The organism is Caulobacter sp. DMC95 (genome assembly GCF_056313785.1).
Genome location: NZ_JBQUZP010000009.1, coordinates 98,809 through 116,208, shown reverse-complemented (window position 1 = coordinate 116,208; position 17,400 = coordinate 98,809). Strand labels below are relative to the sequence as shown.

Sequence of the window (17,400 nt, the reverse complement as noted above, 5' to 3'; positions counted from 1 at the left end):
ATTGTTGCGGTCCCGGCTCTTCGCTGCGCTTCGGCCGGGATGACACGGAAAGGGAAAGCTTCTCCACAAACCCCAGCATGGCGCGAGCGGCCAGGGCGCAGTCGGCCTCGGTGACGGCCTCCGCCGGGTTGTGGCTGATCCCGCCCTCGCAGCGAATGAACAACATGGCGATCGGGCATAGGGCGGTCATCACCATGGCGTCATGACCCGCGCCCGAAGGCAGGTGGCGGGCCGGCAAGCCAAGGTCGAAGAGGCTCTCGTCCAGCAGGCCCATCAGCGACGGATCGCACGGGCTCTCGGCCAGGGCCTGCATCAGCGTGACGGTTGCGGAGAGGCCCCGCGCGGCGGCGATGGCGTGGATCTCGGCGGTGACGGCTTCGACGGCCGCGTCGCGGGTGGCCGAGGTCTCCGCCCGGATGTCCATCGAGAACTCGAGCGCGCCCGGAATGACGTTGAAGGCGCCGGGCAGGGCGGTGATGCGGCCGACCGTGCCGACCAGCCCGTCGGTTCCGGCGCGGCAGATCCGCTCCAGCGCCAGCATGGCCTCGGCGGCGGCGGGGCCGGGGTCCTTGCGTAGATCCATCGGCGTCGTGCCAGCGTGCCCGGCCATGCCCGTGATCCGCACCAGCAGCCGCTTCTGGGCGGCGATGGCGGTGACCACGCCCAAGGCCAGGCCCTCGGCCTCCAGCACCGGACCTTGCTCGATATGGGCCTCAAGGAAGGCCAGTACGTCCTCAGGCCTGCGGGCCGCTGAGGCGACGCCCTCCGGATCGCCGCCAAACGCCTTCAAGGCCTCAGCCACCGAGACCCCGTCGGCGTCGCGCATCTCCAGAGCGCCGGCGTCCAGGGTCCCGGCGATGGCGCGGCTGCAGCTCATCGAGGCGGGGAAGCGCGAGCCTTCCTCGTCGCCGAACGCCACCACCTCGATCGCGAAGGGCAGGCGGCGGCCGGCGCGATGCAACACCTCGACGAGGTCGATACCCAGCATGATCCCCAACGGCCCGTCATAGCGGCCGCCGTTACGGACGCTGTCGATGTGCGAGCCGATAATCAAAGCCTTGGCGCCGGGCGTCTCGCCTTCGTAGCGGCCGACCAGGTTGGCGGCGGCGTCGCGGCGGACGTTCATGCCAGCCTCGGACATCCAATCCGCCAACGTGTCCAGAGCCGCCGCGTGGGCCGACGTCAGAAACCGCCGTGTCAGTTGACCCTCGACCTCGCTGTACGGCGTCAGGCCCAGCGCGTCACAACGGGCCTTGGCCCTCGTTCCGATGTCGAAACCGTCTGACACTTGCCGTTGCGCCCCCGCTTCGTCGCCAACCCTAGCAGGCTGCGCCTGCGGGTCCCGTGTCACAAGCCTTTGTCGGGCAAGTTCGCCGACGGCGCCCGCGCGAGCGCCATGCCGCCGTCACGGGCGCCTCTTCATAAGTCATAATTCACTTACTTAGGAAGGCTGTTTCGCCTCAGAGGACCGGGCGGGGTCATCCGCAAGCGCCAAGCGGCTTTTCGGGAAAGCTTCAGGGAGCTCGTCTCGCAGGAACGCCATCATCTTTTCTCGAACCTCGCAACGCAGGTCGAACGTGGTTGGCGCATTTCTCGCGCTGACCAGGCACCGGATCTCCATGACGTCGGGCCTGATGTCGGTGACCGCCAGGTTGACGACCTTGCCATCCCAGAGCGGTGAGGCGCGGGCGATGTCTTCCAGCTTGGTCCGCAGGCGGTCCACACGCGCGGCCGGGTCGACATAAAGCATCGAAGTCCCGATCAGCGCGGCGTTCTCCCGGGTCCAATTCTGGAATGGAGTCTGGATGAAATACGTCAGGGGCAGCACCAGCCGACGCCAGTCCCAAAGCCGCACAACTACGTAGGTGGCGGTGATCTCCTCGATATTGCCCCACTCCTTCTCGACGATGACGGCGTCGTCGATCCGGATGGGCTGGGTCACCGCGATCTGGATCCCGGCGATCAGGTTGGTCAGCAGCGGCTGCAAGGCCAAGCCGACGATAAGGCTGGCCGCGCCGCCTGCGGCCAGCAGGCTGACGCCCCACTGCTTGACGCCCGGCACGGTCATCAAAGCCAGGGCCAGGGTGAAAAGACCGACCAGGATCGCCATCGCGCGGCGCAGGATCCTCACCTGCGTGATGTGTTTTCGGGCCAGCAGGTTGTCTTCGACATCCACCTTGAAGCCGCGCAGGTACAGCGCCGCGCCGATGTCGAGCGCGGTCATTGCGATCCAGCCGATCAGCAGGATGAACAGAACGAGCAGGACATGACGCGCCGCGTCGGCCTGGCCTGGGGAGAGGGGCGCAGCGGAAACGGCTGGGCCCAAGGCCGTTACGACAAGCGCCATCCGTGTCGGACGGCGGGTGCGGGCGATCAGGGTCTGCCAGAAGGCGTCTCGCCGCAGAAGTGTTCGCCTGACCACCCGAACGAGGATGGCGTGGGTCGCCAGGGCGGCGAAAAGCGCCAGTGCGATCAAGCAAAGACTGACGAGCCAAGGCGGCGCCCAGGCGAAGCCCGTGACGAAACCTGAAAGAGCGGTGGTGAAGGCGTCCATGACCAGGGCGAACGCCTCGCCGAGGTCATGGCTCCCCAGACAGTCTCAGCGCGCCACGAACCAGCGCGCCGCCATGTAGCCCGCAGAGGCCGAAACGGTCGTGATGAAGGTCCCCCACGCCATATCGACCAGGGTGATGGTCGTCGACCAGGTCTTCAGGGTCGCCTGATTGGTCAGGTCGTAGGTGGCGTAGGCGACGAGGCCAAAGACGGCGGCGTGGACAAGCAGGCGCTTCCAGCCGCCCTCGCGCAGCGCCGGCATCACCGCCAGGATGACGATGCCCGCCACATAGAGCAGATAGAAGACCACAGCCGGCGGCATCGACGGCTTCTCGGCGAGCAGTTCGCCGATCCGAGGCTGGTAGAGCCGGTTGACCATCTGGGTCAGCCAGATGATGTCGAGCACCAGCATCGCAAGGGCGGTCCCGACATAGGCGACGGCGAACTGGATCATTGGGCCGACTCCGCAGGAACCGGGCGCATGCGATAGTGGCTGACACCCCATTCCTCGCCGCCGCGATGTCCAAACAGGCCGGCGGTCGCCAGGAAGAACAGGCGCCAGCGCCGACGCCAGACCGTGGCGTGCTTGCCGTAAACCTCGGTCAGGATCGGATCGATCGTGGCGCGACGGGCGTCGAAGTTCTCTAGCCACTGGCGGGCGGTGCGGGCGTAGTGCTCGCCGCTCCAGCGCCAGTCGCGCTCGACGGTGAAGAGATCGGGGAACTGGCGTGGCAGGTCGTGGCTGGGCATCACGCCGCCGCTGAAGAAGTATTGCGCGATCCAGTCGGCGGGATCGTCGACCTCGAACCGGTAGGGCGTGTTCTTGTGGGTGAAGACATGCAGGAACAAGAGGCCGTCCGGCTTCAGCCACCCGCGGACCCGGGTCAGCAGGGCGCGCCAGTTGGACATGTGCTCGAACATCTCGACCGAGACTACGCGGTCGAAGCGCTGGTCGGTCTGGAAGTCGTTCATGTCGGCGGTGATGACCTTGAGGTTGGTCAGGCCCATCTGGGCCGCGCGGGCCTCGATGAAGGCGCGCTGCGAAGCCGAATTCGACACCGATGTGATGCTGGAGTTCGGGCACCGTGAGGCCATCCACAAGGACAGCGAGCCCCAGCCGCAGCCCAGTTCCAGGACAGATTGCCCGTCCAGCAGGTCGGCGTGTTCGGCGGTCTCGCGCAAAGCCGCCGCTTCACCCTCGGCCAGGGTGGTCGCGCCAGGCGGATAGAGGCCGCTCGAGTACTTCAGGTTCGGGCCCAGCACCGCCTCGAAGAACGGTGCGGGCAGTTCATAGTGCTGCTCGTTGGCGTTGACGGTGTGGGTCGCGATAGGGCGCGTCTCCATCTCCCGGGCGAAGGCCGATGTCGCATCGGACGGCGCTTGCTGAAGGCGGCGGCGAGCGTCGCCGACCAGAAACTCGATAGCGGCGCGCGACACGACGTCGGGCATCGGCGCGTCCTCGAAGGCGTGGATCGCGGTCTTCACCAGGCTCATGCGTCAATCTCCGGGAGGATCGTTGACAGTTACGCGCCACGGCGCTGTTCGGATGCGTCCGACTGTCGCGAGCCTGCGTACCTCTCACCAGCGCCGCCTTGGCGCGCTGGGAGATTGTCTTGGTCAACCTCGTTCCCCGTCAGTCTGTGGCCGTGGTCGGCTCTGGCGTGTCCGGTCTCTCCGCCGCGTGGCTTCTGTCCCACCGGCACGACGTGACGCTGTACGAAGCGGACAACCGACTGGGCGGCCACGCCAACACTATCGTCGCAGAGGGCGTGGCGGTCGACACCGGCTTCATCGTCTACAACGAGCCGAACTATCCAAACCTGACGGCGCTGTTCCAACATCTCGGAGTCGAGACGACCGAGACCGACATGTCTTTCGGCGTCTCGCTGGACGGCGGCGCCCTCGAATATTCTAGCACCAAGCTGCTGGCCCAGAAGCGCAACGCTGTGAACCCGCGCTTCATCAAGATGTTGCTGGACGTCGTGCGGTTCTATCGCGAGGGGCGGAACATTCCGGCGGATCTGGAGCAGGGCGGACTGTGCCGGCTGGACGACTACCTGCGCCGCCAGGGCTTTGGTCGCGCGTTCCAGGAAGACCACCTGCTGCCGCAGGCCGCCGCCATCTGGTCGGCCTCGCTGCGCGACATCCGCGAGTTCCCAGCCGCCGCGCTGCTGCGCTTCTTCGATAACCACGGCCTGATGCTGCCGATCGACAAGCGGCCGATCTGGCGTACCGTCGTCGGCGGCTCTGCGCGCTACGTCGAGAAGCTGGCCGCCGGCGTGTCGGGACCGATCCTCACCGGGCGTCCCGTCAAGGCGATCCATCGCGGGCCGGACGGCGTGAAGATCGAGGATGCGACCGGCGAAACCCGCGCCTTCGACCAAGTGGTGATCGGCGCCCACGCCGACCAGGCGCTGGCCATGCTGGCCTCGCCCAGCGCCGAGGAGCGCGAGTTGCTGGGCGTGTTTCGCTACAGCCGCAACCGCGCGGTGCTGCACAGCGATCCGGCCCTGATGCCCCGCCGACGCCGCGCTTGGGCCAGTTGGAACCATGTTGGCCGACGTGGCGAAGACGGCGAGGGCGGCGTCACTTACTGGATGAACATCCTTCAGCCGTTGGGCGTCGAGCGGCCCTATTTCCTCTCGTTGAACCCGATGCGGGACCCCGAGGGCTTGATGCACGATCAGGTCTATGAACACCCGCTGTTCGATGGTCCGGCTATGCTGGCCCAGCGTCGCCTGTGGTCGCTGCAGGGGCGTCGGCGCACCTGGTTCTGCGGCGCCTACTTCGGCTCTGGTTTCCATGAGGATGGTTTGCAGGCCGGTCTCGCCGTCGCCGAGCAACTGGGCGGCGTGCGTCGCCCGTGGCTGGTGCCCAACCCGTCGGGCCGCATCGTTCTGGACGTCGCCGAGCCCGCTGCTGATCGCGAGCTGGTTGCGTGACCTGTCGCTCGGCGCTCTATGCGGGGCACGTCGTCCACGACAGGACCCGCCCCAAGCGCCATCACCTGCGCTATGGCGTGTTCATGCTGCTGCTCGATCTCGACGAGGTCGAGGCCCTGAACGAGCGGCTTCGGCTGTTCTCGCGCCGAGCCTGGAACCTGATCGGGTTTAACGATCGCGACCACCTTGACGACCCGAACGCGTCGTTGAAGGACGAGATTCTGGCCAGGTTATCGGCGCACGGCCTGGCCGAGGGCGTCGCTAGCATCCGCGTACTGACCATGCCGCGCATCATGGGCAAGGGGTTCAACCCCCTGACTGTCTTCTTCTGCCACGACGCTCAGGACCGTCTGGTCGCCACGGTGCACGCGGTGCGGAATACGTTCGGCCAGCGCCACGACTATGTGATGCCCGCGCGCCTCGGTCTGGACGGCTGGGTAGAGCAGGAAGCGGGCAAGGCGTTCTACGTCTCGCCGTTCCTGCCCATGAATCTGCACTACGACTTCGAGACCAAGCCGCCGGCCGAGGCGGTCAGCGTCGGTGTCGACGTTCTGGACGAGACCGGCGTCATCCTGTCGGCCACGTTCGCCGGTGAGCGTCGGACGCTGACAGATGGCGCCATCCTCAAGGCCCTGGCCACCCACCCCTGGCAGGTCGCCGGCATCCTGGTGGCGATCCACTGGGAAGCCCTCAAGATCATCCTCAAGGGCTTCCGCTACTATCCGCAGGACAAGGCCACGCGCGGCCTGCGCCGGCCGGCCGCGACCTGAGCCGTCTTCAAGCCATCCAGGCTTCGAGGTCCTTCAAGGCCCGCAGGCTCATCAGCCTCTTCTTGGCGCGGCCGCGTTCCTTGAGCGGGATCTTCTTGCCGTCCTCGTCGACCTTTGGCGCTTCCAGCGGGGGCAGGAGGCCGTAGTTGATGTTCATTGGCTGGAAGCTGCCAGGACCGACGCCCGCGTCCAGGTGGCCGCCGGTGATGTGCTCGACGAGGGCCCCCAGGGCGGTGGTCGGCGGGGGTGCGTCGATCGGCGCGCCTTTGCGGTCGGCGGCGGCGAAGCGGCCGGTGAGCAAGCCCATGGCGGCGCTCTCGACATAGCCCTCGACGCCGGTGACCTGGCCCGCGAAACGCAGACGCGGCATCGCTTTCATCCGCAGCGACTTGTCCAGCAGCTTGGGTGAATTGATGAAGGTGTTGCGGTGCAGGCCGCCCAGGCGGGCGAACTGGGCGTTCTCCAGGCCGGGGATCATGCGGAAGGTCTCGGCCTGGACGCCGTGCTTCAGCTTGGTCTGGAAGCCCACCATGTTCCACAAGGTGCCCAGGGCGTTGTCCTGGCGCAGTTGGACGATGGCGTAGGACTTCACGGTCGGGTCGCGTGGGTTGGTCAGGCCCACCGGCTTCATTGGGCCGTGACGCAAGGTTTCGCGGCCGCGTTCGGCCATGACCTCGATCGGCAGACAGCCGTCGAAATAGGGGACGTTCTCCCATTCCTTGAACTCGGACTTGGGGCCCGCCAGCAAGGCGTCGATGAAGGCCTCGTACTGCTCCTTGTTCATCGGGCAGTTGATGTAGGCGGCTGCGTCGCCGCCAGGGCCTTCCTTGTCGTAGCGCGACTGGCGCCAGGCCACGTCCATGTTGATGGACTCAAAGTGGATGATCGGCGCGATAGCGTCGAAGAAGCTGAGCTGGCCTTCGCCGGTCAGGTCGAGGATCGCCTGGGCCAAGGCGGGCGAGGTGAGGGGGCCCGTCGCAACGATGACGTTGTCCCATTCGGCGGGCGGCAGGCCGGCGATCTCCTCGCGAACGATGGTGACCAGCGTGTGTTGCGACAGGCGCTTGGTGACTTCGGCGGAGAAGCCGTCGCGATCGACGGCCAGGGCGCCGCCGGCGGGTACCTGGTGCTGGTCGGCGCAGCTCATGATCAGGCTGTCCAGCTTGCGCATCTCGGCGTGCAGCAGGCCCACGGCGTTGAACTGCCAGTCATCCGAGCGGAACGAGTTTGAGCAGACCATCTCGGCCAGGCCGTCGGTCTGGTGGGCGTCGGTGATGACTTTGCCGCTCGCATCGTCCTTGCGCATCTCGTGCAGGACGACGGGCACGCCGCTCTGGGCGATCTGCCAGGCGGCTTCGGAACCGGCGAGGCCTCCGCCGATGACGTGAACGGGCTGATAGGTCGAATTCGTGGTCATGGCGCGCCCTATACCCCCGGCTGTCGTTTGGCGAAACCTCGTGTAGGCTCATGATCCTGGGCCGGGCCCTGCGCGCCGGGCGAGCATGGGGAGGGGACATGGCGAGGTTTTCCGTGACCGAGGCGGCGACGGCCGGCTTCGGCGTGATCGGCCGCAAGCCTTTGGCGGTGGTCGGCTGGGCGCTAGCCTTGGCCGTCGGGATGATCATTCCCGCGATCCTGGGCTTCGTGGCGCTGGGGCCGCAGTTCCAGCAGATGATGCAGATGGCGATGACCCAGAAGGAGGGCGCGCCCGACCCAGAGTTCATGCGCCAGATGATGCAGGCGCAATCGGGCATGACGGCGGTCAACTTGCTCTTCTGGCTGTGGTCGTCTTTCATCAAGGCGGTGTTCTGCGCGGCGGTGTTCCGTGCGGTTCTCACCCCCAATCAGTCTTCGTGGGCCTATCTCCGGATCGGTTCACGCGAGATGTGGCTGACCCTGCTGTTGCTGGTCGAGCAGGTGCTGATCATGATCGTCGCCTTCGTTGTGGCCCTGGTCATCGCGGTCCTTGCGGCGGTGGCGGGCGTCAGCGGCGGCGAGAATGGCGCGATGGCGGCGGTCAGCACGGCCTTCGTCGGCGCTGCGGTCGCCGTGATTGTCCTGGTATGGGTGGCTTTGCGCCTGTCGATGGCCGCGCCGATGACCTTCGTCGACAACCAGTTTCGACTCTTCGAGTCCTGGGCCTTCACCAAAGGCCAGGGCTGGCGGTTGCTGGGCGTGGCGCTGCTGGTGGTCGTGTTCGTGATCGGGGTCGAGATCCTGGTCGCCGCAGTGCTGCTGGGCACGGTTTTCGCAGCTGGCGGATCGCTGGCGGCGCTGCATGGCGACGGCGGCTTTGAGGCCTTCATGGCGCGTCCGCCGCTGGACATCCTGCGCGACGTTTGGCCTTGGGCCGCTGTCATCGGGGTGGTCGCAGCGCTGTTCAGCGCGGTGGTTCAGGCGATTTTCTACGCGCCATGGGCGGCTGTTCACCGGGCGCTGACCTCGGAGACCTGACGTGCCGTGGCGCGGGCGTTACGCTATCGCGAAATCCGGGGCGCGTGGCGCGCCGCCATCGCCAGACGCGCGACGAGACCCTAGATTGTCAGGGATAGCGGCGACTCGTCCCTGATCGGGATGAGCGCCGCGCCTGAGGGACATGACGGGATGACGGAAGGATCGGCGGGCGTCAGCGCGACCCTGCGGGCGGGCCTTTCTGACGTGGGCGGCGCAGTGCGCGACTGCTGGGGCGCGTTGGCCTTTGCGGCGTTGCTCAGCCTCGCTGCGGGCTCGGCGCCGTCAGGAGCGCGATTCGTGATCGCTCTGATCGCCGGGGTCGTCGCCCAGGGCGCGTTGTTCCGACGTGCTTTCAGGCGCGCGGCGGGGCTCAAGGGCCTGCGCTGGGGGCGGGACGAGTGGCGCCTGCTGGCCGCCCAACTGATGATCCTGGGCCTCTTCGCCCTGATCGGCTCTATTCTGCTGGTGATTGTCGGTGGCGTCGCGTTGGGCGTTGCGCGGACCGCCGCGCCGAACTTCGATCCGTCAACCACCGAGGCCTGGCGCGCGGCCTTCGCCCAGGCCGGGCCGGCTGGTCTGATCGTGGCGATCGTGCCGCTGGCCAGCCTGTTCGTCTTGATCTGGTTGGGGCTGCGCCTGTCTCTGTCGGCCCCCGCCACGGTTGATCAGGCCGGGGTGCGCGTGTTGAGCGCCTTCTCGCTCACGCGGGGCCGGACGCACATCCTCCTGGTGATCGGCCTTGCGATCTCGATCCCGGTGATCGTGCTGAGCGCTCTGTTGAGTTTCGCCCCCGGCCAAGGTCCCGTCATGGCCGTCGTGATGGCCGCCTGCACCTATTTCTACGCGATGCCCGCCTGGACCGGCGCGCTCGCCCACTTCTACCGCCACAGTGCGGTACAGTAGGACGCCTGGATGTCTGTACGCCCCGTCGACGCCGCCCTTGAAGGCCTGCAGACCATGCGCCGCCGGCCGCTGACCGTGCTCGCCTGGGCGGGCTTTTCGCTCGTCATGCTGCCGATCCTGGGCCTCTTGGTGAAGATCGGACTGGGCGAAGAGGGCCGCCAGGTGCTGGCCGGCCGCGGCTCCTCGGCTGATCCGCGTGAGCTGCTCGACCTGGTGATGAACCTGGGCGGGGTGATGGTGCTGCTGGTCGCCCTGGCTCTGCTGCTGGGCGCGGTGCTGCAGGCCGCCATCATCCGCTCGGTGCTTGAGCCCAGGAATGATCGGTTCGCCTACCTGCGCCTTGGCAAGGAAGAGATCCAACTGCTGATCGTGTCGCTGATCACCTGGGCGACGGCGCTGCTGTGCACGATTATCCCGTCCGGTGTCGTCGTTCTGGGCTCATCGTTGCTTTCGGGCGCGGCGGCTGGCTGGTTCGCCTTCCTCGGCGCCCTGTCGGTGATCGGCTTCTCGCTATGGGTGGCGGTTCGCCTCTCACTGCTTGGCCCGCACGCCTTCTCGCACCACCATATCGACATTCGCGCGGCCTGGATCCAGACGCACGGACAGTTCTGGCGTCTGCTCGGTATGTTCGTGCTGACGATCGTGATCTGGATTGTCGTGCCGCTGCTGGGCGCGGCGGTGGCCGGGTTGATCGGCAAGTCGCTGGCGGCGGTGGTCAATCTGGGGGGCAGCGGTCTGGCCGGCAGCAGTTCGTGGCTGATCCTGACCTTGCTGGCCAACCTGTTGCTGGCCCCAATCTTTCTGACGCTGCAGACGGTGATCTTGGTGGCCGCTCCGGCCCGCGCCTTCGCCCAGCTGAACCAGGACGAGATCGACGCGGGCCTGCACGCCTAGACTCAGGCGCTCGCGCTTGGCCGCGCGGCCATCCGCTCGCGCCAGGCCAGGACGTGCTTGGCCTCGACCGGTGTCGCCAGGCCCGTGAAGTCGGCGAAATCCAGCGTAGTCTGTCCGGTGATGTCGGCGATCGTATAGGTCTCGCCGGTCAGATAGGGGCGGCCGTCAGACAGTTCGCGATCCAGCCAGAGCTGGGCCTTCTCGACCACTTCGCGATTCGACTCGCCGAACTCTACATTCTGTTTCAACAGGCGCGCGGTCAGGGGATGGGCGTGGCGCCAGAACATCCCGACAGGGACCATCAGGCGAAATTCCATCCGCCGGGTCCACATCTCGACTTGGGCTTGCTCAAGCGCGCTGACCCCGAAGAGCGGCGGATCGGGGTGCAGCACCTCGAAGTAGCGGCAGATGGCGATGGTCTCGCTGATCGTGGTTCCATCGTCCAGCTCAAGCACCGGCACCTGCCCCAGGCTGTTGCGCGCCAGGTGTTCGGGGCTTCGATGTCCGCCTTCGCGCAACCCGATACGGATCTCTGGAATCTCCAGACCCTTCTCCGCCAGAAAGATGCGCACCCGCCGTGGATTGGGCGCGGGCATGGCTTCGCCATAGAGCTTCATCAGACCTCCCTCGGCCGCTCTCTATGGGCCGTTCAAACAAACGTTAGAGGTAGGCGTATCGGAAGCAAGCCGGTCAGTGTCGATTTCGCGCGGGACGCCCTGTTGAACCGCCGCGAACCTTGTTAGGCCTAGGGCCAAACTGGGTCCCACCATTCCAAGAGCAAGTCATGGCGAAGTTCTCGGCCTCCGACGCGGCCTTTTCCGGTTTCCGCCTCGTGCGGGAGAACCTGAAGACGGTGGGCGTGTGGATCGCGGTGATGACCGTGGTGTCGATCATCGCCAACGCACTGACGATCCACTTCTTTGGGGCGCAGATGGAAGCGGCGATGTCGCTCATGACCAACCCGGACGGGCCCAGCCCCGACGAGATGACCAAGCTGGCGGACCAGATGACGCCCACGCTGCTGTGGACGCTGCCCTACAATCTGATCGTTCAGGGGGTCACGCTGGCCGCGCTCAACCGGCTGATCCAGCGCCATGGCGACGACCGTTTCGCGTACTTGCGGGTGGGCAAGGACGAGTTGCGCCAGATCGTGGTCTCGATCCTGACCGGCCTGCTCATGATGGCCGTGCTGTTCGGGTCGGCTCTGGTTGTGGGTCTGCTGGCGGCGGTCGGCGGTGGCCTGTTGAGCGCCCTTGTGATGCTCGGCGCCGTCGCGGGTGCAATCTACCTGCTGGTTCGCCTGTCGCTGGCCAGCGCCATGACCTTCGATAAGGGCGAGATCGTGTTCTTCCGGTCGATGCAGGTCACCAAGGGCGCCTTCTGGTCGCTGCTGGGCGCCTATGTGGTCGCCGCTGTCATGAGCATGATCGTCTGGTTGCTGATCGTCATCATCGTCTACGCCGCGGTCGCGATCGTGACGGGCGATTTCTCGGCGGCTGGTAATGCGCTGCGCGCCGACACCACATCGCTGAGCAGCTATTTCACGCCTTCCGGCATCGTGCAGCAGCTGTTCTCGGGCTTCATGGCGGTGTTGAGCGCCTTGATCATGCTGTCGCCGGCGCCGACCATCTACAAGACGCTGCGTGACGGCGAGGCCTCCGCCGAGCACACCGGCGGCTGGTAGGCCCCGAGCGCCACTGGAAACGACAAACGCCCCGGAGATCAGTCTCCGGGGCGTTTTCTTTCGACCCGCGCCTTGCGAGGCAAGGGCTGGCGTCAGGCCCGCTTGGTCTTAAGCGCGGCCACCCGCGCCTTGCGGCGCTCCTCGTGGCGGTCGAGCAGTTCCTTCAGATAACGCCCGGTCCAGCTGGCCTCGACTTTGGCCACGTCCTGGGGCGAGCCCACCGCGACGATCTCGCCGCCGCCGTCGCCGCCCTCGGGGCCAAAGTCCAGCAGCCAGTCGGCGGTCTTCACCACGTCGAGATTGTGCTCGATGACGACCACGGTATTCCCCTGGTCGGCCAGCTCGTGCAGCACCTCCAAGAGCTTCTTTGTGTCCTCGAAGTGCAGGCCGGTGGTCGGCTCGTCGAGGATGTAGAGCGTGCGGCCGGTGGCGCGCTTGGACAGCTCCTTGGACAGCTTCACCCGCTGGGCCTCGCCGCCCGACAGGGTCGTCGCTTGCTGGCCGACCTTGATGTAGCTGAGGCCGACGCGCTTGAGCGTCTCCATCTTGTCGCGGATCGGCGGCACAGCCTTGAAGAAGTCGGCGGCCTCCTCGACAGTCATGTCCAGGACGTCGGCGATGGTCTTGCCCTTGAACACCACGTCCAGGGTCTCGCGGTTGTAGCGCTTGCCCTTGCAGATATCGCAGGTGACGTAGACGTCGGGCAGGAAGTGCATCTCGATCTTGATGACGCCATCGCCCTGGCAGGCCTCGCAGCGGCCGCCCTTGACGTTGAAGCTGAAGCGGCCCGGGCCGTAGCCGCGCGCCTTGCTCTCCGGCAGGCCCGCGAACCAGTCACGGATCGGGCCGAAAGCGCCGGTATAGGTGGCCGGGTTCGAGCGCGGGGTTCGACCGATTGGGCTCTGGTCGATGTCGATGACCTTGTCGAAATGCTCCAGGCCCTCGATCCGCTCGTGCGGGGCGGGGGCGTCGCTGGCGTTGTTCAGGCGACGCGCGGCGGCCTTGTAGAGGGTCTCGATCGTGAAAGTCGACTTGCCGCCGCCTGAGACGCCGGTGATGCAGGTGAAGGTCCCGACGGGGATCTCGGCCGTGACACCTTTGAGGTTGTTGCCGGTGGCGCCGACGACGCGCAGCATCTTCTTCTTGCTAAAGGGGCGGCGCTGTTCGGGCACCTCGATCTCGCGAGCGCCGGTCAGGTACTGCCCGGTCAGGCTCTTGGGATTGGCCATGATCTCGGCCGGCTTGCCCTGGGCGACGATCTCGCCGCCATGAACGCCGGCGGCCGGGCCCATGTCGATCACATAGTCGGCGGTGAGGATCGCCTCTTCGTCGTGTTCGACCACGAGCACCGAGTTGCCCAAGTCCCGCAGGCCCTGCAGCGAGGTCAGCAGTCGGGTGTTGTCGCGCTGGTGCAGGCCGATCGACGGCTCGTCCAGCACATAGAGAACCCCCGTGAGGCCCGAGCCGATCTGGCTGGCCAGGCGGATCCGCTGGCTCTCGCCGCCCGACAGCGTGCCCGAGCCGCGCGACATGTTCAGATAGTCGAGGCCGACATCGACCAGGAACCGCAGGCGATCATTGATCTCCTTCAGGATCCGCCGGGCGATCTCCATCTGCTTGGCGGTCAGCTGATCCTCCAGCCCGCTGAACCAGTCACGGGCGGGGCGGATCGCCATCATCGAGACCTCGGCGATGTCCTTGCCGGACACCTTCACCGCCAGGGCTTCCGGCTTCAGGCGCTTGCCGTTGCAGGTCTCGCAGGGCGTGTCCGACTGGAAGCGGCCCAGCTCTTCGCGAACCCAGCTGGAGTCGGTCTCGCGCCAGCGGCGTTCCAGGTTCGGCAGCACGCCCTCGAAAGGCTTCTCGACCTCGTACTTCCGGGCGTTGTCGTCATAGACGAACTTGATCTTCGTCCCCTTGGAGCCGTTCAGCACCACGTCGCGGGCCTCAGTCGACAGCTTGTGCCAGGGCTCGTCCATCGAGAAACCGTAGTGCCGCGCCAGGGCCTGCAGGGTCTGGGTGTAGAGCGGTGAGGGACCCTTGGCCCACGGCGCGACCGCACCGCCATGTAGGGTGCGGTCCTTGTCGGGGATGACGAGGTCGGCGTCGAAGGCCAGCTTCGCGCCCAGGCCGTCGCAGACCGGGCAGGCGCCGGCCGGATTGTTGAACGAGAACAGCCGCGGCTCGATCTCGGCGATCGTGAAGCCGCTGACCGGGCAGGCGAAGCGTTCCGAGAACAGGATGCGCTTGGGTTCGGTCTCGCCTTCCTCGAGCGTTGCGAACTCGGCGACGGCCAGACCGTCGGCCAGACGCAGGGCTTGCTCAATCGAGTCGGCCAGGCGCTGCTCCATGTCGGGCTTGGTCACCACGCGGTCCACGACCACGTCGATGTCGTGCTTAAACTTCTTGTCCAGCGCCGGGGCGTCCTCGATCGGGTAGTACTGCCCGTCGATCTTCAGCCGCTGGAAGCCGGCCTTCTGCCACTCGGCGATCTCTTTCTTGTACTCGCCCTTGCGGTCACGAACGACGGGGGCCAGCAGGTAGAGGCGCGTGCCTTCGGGAAGGGCGGTGATCTTGTCGACCATCTGGCTGATGGTCTGGCTCTCGATCGGCAGGCCCGTGGCGGGCGAGTAGGGGACCCCGACCCGCGCCCACAGCAGACGCATATAGTCGTGGATTTCGGTGACCGTGCCGACGGTTGAGCGCGGGTTGCGACTGGTGGTCTTTTGCTCGATCGAAATCGCCGGCGACAGGCCCTCGATCAGATCGACGTCCGGCTTGCTCATCAGCTCCAGGAACTGGCGAGCATAGGCCGAGAGGCTCTCCACATAGCGGCGCTGGCCCTCGGCGTAGATCGTGTCGAAAGCCAGGGACGACTTGCCCGAGCCCGACAAGCCGGTCAGCACGACCAGCTCGCCGCGCGGGATGTCGACGCTGACGTCTTTCAGATTGTGCTCACGGGCGCCGCGAACGCGGATGAAGTTCAGTTGCTCAGCCATGATGTCCGGAACGTTGGACCGCGACATCGGTCGCGGCGCAGCGGCTATATGTAGGGCTCAACGCGCGGATTAACACAAGAACAAGATGCGAACAAATGTCGCGCGCGCGCGCGCGCTGCGCCGGCTGCTGACAGAAACTGTCAGCAGTGCGCGCCTGAACGGCGTTCGTTCGCAATCCCTAAACCCTGTTTGGAAGCGTCATCTTTAGGCTGAGCATGTTTCTTCGGTCACGCCCGGGCGGAATCCCGGCGTTGAGGGAAGAACGCTCATGGCCAAGAAGGCCGCCGAAAGCGGGAAGCAGGAAGCCAAGCATGAGGCGTTCGACGCGCTGAAGGCTCCGAAGCCGCGCTCGATCGTCATTGACATGCTGGTGTTCGTCGGTGGGATCGGATCTCTGATCTACGTCCTGAACACCATGACGCCGAACTAGGACACTAATCGCGGTGCTTGCCGAACGCTGTTCGCGCGCGTAGACACCACGCCTTCCCATCCGATGGAGGCTCCCATGATCAGCAAGACGGAAGACCGCTTCGTCCTTCCCGTTTTCCTGACCGTGGGCTCGCATGTCCTTCATCACTCTGGATTCCGTCACCGCCGCCACGCCTGACGGCCGGCTTCTCTTCGAAAATCTGAACCTGACCATCGGGGCCGAGCGTATCGGTCTGGTTGGGCGCAACGGCGCGGGCAAGAGCACGCTGCTGTCGTTGATCGTCGGCGGGCGGGCGCCAAGGTCCGGAACCATCGCCAGGACCGGCGCAATTGGCGTTCTTGAGCAGCTTCCTAACCTCTCCGAGCAGACTCGTCTGGTTGACCTGCTCGGCGCCGGGGCGGCCTGGGATCGCCTGTCGCGGATCGAATGTGGCGAAGGCGATGACGCCGACCTAGCGGACGCCGACTGGACCTTGCCTTCAAGGCTTGACCAGGCCTTGGATGATGTCGGTCTGGCGGGGCTATCGGTGGAGCGACCGGCGGCCTCCTTGTCAGGAGGCCAGGCGACGCGCGCAGGCCTCGCGCGGCTGCTGCTCGCCGCGCCCGACGTTCTTTTGCTGGACGAGCCGACCAACAACCTGGACGCCGAGGCTCGCGCTGTTGTGGCTCGACTGCTCACGCGTTGGCGGGGCGGGGCGGTGGTCGTCAGTCACGATCGGACCCTGTTGCGCGACATGGATCGGATCGTCGAGCTCTCCTCCCTGGGCGCGCGGTCCTATGGCGGGGGCTATGATCTCTATGTCGAGCGCAAGGCGCTGGAGGCCGAAGCCGCCCAGCGCGATCTGGACCATGCCGAGCGCGAGCTGAGGCGCGTGACCCGCGAAGCGCAGGTCGCCCGCGAGCGCAAGGCGCGTCGAGACGCCGCCGGTCGTCGTTTCGCAGACCGGGGTGGGACGCCGAAGATCCTGCTCGGCGCCATGGCCGAGCGGGCCGAGAACAGCGGCGCCAAGGAAGACAAGCTCGCCGAAAAGCTGGCCGCCCAGGCGCATGCCGCCAAGGCGTCGGCTGCGGCGCGCGTGGAGCGGGCCAGAGCGCTTGGCTTCGAGCTTCCGCCCAGCGGCCTGCCCGAGGGACGGACGGTGCTGGCGCTGGACGATGTCGCCTTCGCCTGGCCGGGCGGCGGGCCCATTCTCGGCGGGTTGTCCTGGCGGATCTACGGTCCTGAGCGCGTGGCGCTGAACGGCCCGAACGGCGCAGGTAAGACCACGCTCATCCGCCTGATCACCGGAGCCCTGACGCCGACGCGGGGCGCGGTACGGCTCGGCGCGCCGTTCGCCCTCCTCGACCAGCGCGCCGCCCTGTTGCGCGACGACGAGACGATCCTGGAGAACTTCCAGCGACTGAACCCGGGCGCCAACCTCAACGCGGCGCATGCGGCCCTGGCGCGGTTCCTGTTCCGCAATGCTGCGGCGCATCAGCCGGCGGAGACCTTGAGCGGTGGCGAACGTCTGCGGGCGGCCCTGGCTTGCGTACTCTGCGCCGCGACGCCGCCGCAGCTGCTGATTCTGGATGAGCCGACCAACCACTTGGACCTGGACTCGATCGCGGCGATCGAGACTGCGTTGTCGGCCTATGACGGCGCGCTTCTGGTCGTCAGTCACGACGAGGATTTTCTGGATGCGATCGGAGTCGAGCGGCGGATCGCGCTCAAAAGGCGTGACGACGCGAACGATGTTGGCTAAGTCTATGTGACCGGTAACATTGAGCGAGAC

15 protein-coding genes and 1 pseudogene are annotated in these 17,400 nt (G+C 66.4%); 9 read left to right on the top strand and 7 right to left on the bottom strand.

Annotated elements, in window-relative coordinates:
- Positions 1–13 precede the first annotated feature (13 nt).
- From ACT53N_RS18380 to ACT53N_RS18365, 4 genes and pseudogenes are all read right to left on the bottom strand, one after another.
- Positions 14–1,288 (bottom strand): annotated as a pseudogene (locus ACT53N_RS18380) (allantoate amidohydrolase); the annotation flags it as partial.
- A gap of 153 nt (positions 1,289–1,441) precedes the next feature.
- On the bottom strand, positions 1,442–2,554 hold the full coding sequence (locus tag ACT53N_RS18375; protein WP_476065235.1) for a mechanosensitive ion channel family protein: 1,113 nt from the start codon (positions 2,552–2,554) through the stop codon (positions 1,442–1,444).
- Between the two features lie 45 nt (positions 2,555–2,599).
- Positions 2,600–3,007 (bottom strand): DUF2177 family protein, encoded by a 408-nt coding sequence (locus ACT53N_RS18370; protein WP_476065234.1) that lies wholly within the window; start codon positions 3,005–3,007, stop codon positions 2,600–2,602.
- On the bottom strand, positions 3,004–4,047 hold the full coding sequence (locus ACT53N_RS18365) for an SAM-dependent methyltransferase (RefSeq protein WP_476065233.1): 1,044 nt from the start codon (positions 4,045–4,047) through the stop codon (positions 3,004–3,006). Before ACT53N_RS18365 ends, ACT53N_RS18370 begins: the two co-directional genes overlap by 4 nt.
- 119 nt (positions 4,048–4,166) lie before the next feature.
- Here ACT53N_RS18365 and ACT53N_RS18360 point away from each other — a divergent pair, with 119 nt between their 5' ends.
- Positions 4,167–5,495 (top strand): NAD(P)/FAD-dependent oxidoreductase, encoded by a 1,329-nt coding sequence (locus ACT53N_RS18360; RefSeq protein ID WP_476065232.1) that lies wholly within the window; start codon positions 4,167–4,169, stop codon positions 5,493–5,495.
- Positions 5,492–6,265 (top strand): DUF1365 domain-containing protein, encoded by a 774-nt coding sequence (locus tag ACT53N_RS18355; RefSeq protein WP_476065231.1) that lies wholly within the window; start codon positions 5,492–5,494, stop codon positions 6,263–6,265. The genes ACT53N_RS18360 and ACT53N_RS18355 overlap by 4 nt, the downstream gene beginning before the upstream one ends.
- Positions 6,266–6,272: 7 nt before the next feature.
- On the opposite strand, the gene trmFO is transcribed toward ACT53N_RS18355, so the two are convergent.
- Positions 6,273–7,682 carry a methylenetetrahydrofolate--tRNA-(uracil(54)-C(5))-methyltransferase (FADH(2)-oxidizing) TrmFO gene (trmFO, locus tag ACT53N_RS18350; protein ID WP_476065230.1) on the bottom strand — a complete coding sequence of 470 codons (1,410 nt, stop codon included), beginning with the start codon at positions 7,680–7,682 and terminating at the stop codon, positions 6,273–6,275.
- A gap of 98 nt (positions 7,683–7,780) precedes the next feature.
- Between trmFO and ACT53N_RS18345 the strand changes: the two genes are divergently transcribed.
- The 3 genes from ACT53N_RS18345 (at position 7,781) to ACT53N_RS18335 (ending at position 10,516) form a co-directional block, all read left to right on the top strand.
- The gene (locus ACT53N_RS18345; RefSeq protein ID WP_476065229.1) at positions 7,781–8,719 is read left to right on the top strand and encodes a hypothetical protein; all 939 of its coding nucleotides are present in this window, start codon (positions 7,781–7,783) and stop codon (positions 8,717–8,719) included.
- Positions 8,720–8,869: 150 nt separating this feature from the next.
- Positions 8,870–9,622, top strand: coding sequence for a hypothetical protein (locus ACT53N_RS18340; RefSeq protein ID WP_476065228.1), 753 nt, complete (start codon positions 8,870–8,872; stop codon positions 9,620–9,622).
- 9 nt (positions 9,623–9,631) lie between these two features.
- Positions 9,632–10,516 (top strand): hypothetical protein, encoded by an 885-nt coding sequence (locus tag ACT53N_RS18335; protein WP_476065227.1) that lies wholly within the window; start codon positions 9,632–9,634, stop codon positions 10,514–10,516.
- Between the two features lie 2 nt (positions 10,517–10,518).
- Here the strand turns inward: ACT53N_RS18335 and ACT53N_RS18330 are convergent, their stop codons facing one another.
- Complete coding sequence (locus tag ACT53N_RS18330; protein WP_476065226.1) at positions 10,519–11,133, bottom strand: glutathione S-transferase family protein; 615 nt, start codon at positions 11,131–11,133, stop codon at positions 10,519–10,521.
- A 167-nt stretch (positions 11,134–11,300) separates the two neighbouring features.
- Here ACT53N_RS18330 and ACT53N_RS18325 point away from each other — a divergent pair, with 167 nt between their 5' ends.
- Positions 11,301–12,200, top strand: a complete 900-nt coding sequence (locus ACT53N_RS18325; protein ID WP_476065225.1) for a hypothetical protein — start codon at positions 11,301–11,303, stop codon at positions 12,198–12,200.
- Positions 12,201–12,292: 92 nt separating this feature from the next.
- Here the strand turns inward: ACT53N_RS18325 and uvrA are convergent, their stop codons facing one another.
- Positions 12,293–15,199: an excinuclease ABC subunit UvrA gene (gene uvrA, locus ACT53N_RS18320; protein ID WP_476065224.1), complete on the bottom strand. Its 2,907-nt coding sequence runs from the start codon at positions 15,197–15,199 to the stop codon at positions 12,293–12,295.
- A 268-nt stretch (positions 15,200–15,467) separates the two neighbouring features.
- On the opposite strand from uvrA, the gene ACT53N_RS18315 reads away from it, so the two are divergent.
- The 3 genes from ACT53N_RS18315 to ACT53N_RS18305 all read left to right on the top strand — a co-directional run bounded on the left by ACT53N_RS18315 (position 15,468) and on the right by ACT53N_RS18305 (position 17,370).
- The gene (locus ACT53N_RS18315; RefSeq protein WP_476065223.1) at positions 15,468–15,629 is read left to right on the top strand and encodes a hypothetical protein; all 162 of its coding nucleotides are present in this window, start codon (positions 15,468–15,470) and stop codon (positions 15,627–15,629) included.
- 63 nt (positions 15,630–15,692) lie between these two features.
- Positions 15,693–15,806, top strand: a complete 114-nt coding sequence (locus ACT53N_RS18310) for a hypothetical protein (protein WP_476065222.1) — start codon at positions 15,693–15,695, stop codon at positions 15,804–15,806.
- Positions 15,763–17,370: an ABC-F family ATP-binding cassette domain-containing protein gene (locus ACT53N_RS18305; RefSeq protein ID WP_476065221.1), complete on the top strand. Its 1,608-nt coding sequence runs from the start codon at positions 15,763–15,765 to the stop codon at positions 17,368–17,370. The genes ACT53N_RS18310 and ACT53N_RS18305 overlap by 44 nt, the downstream gene beginning before the upstream one ends.
- The last annotated feature ends 30 nt before the right edge of the window (positions 17,371–17,400 follow it).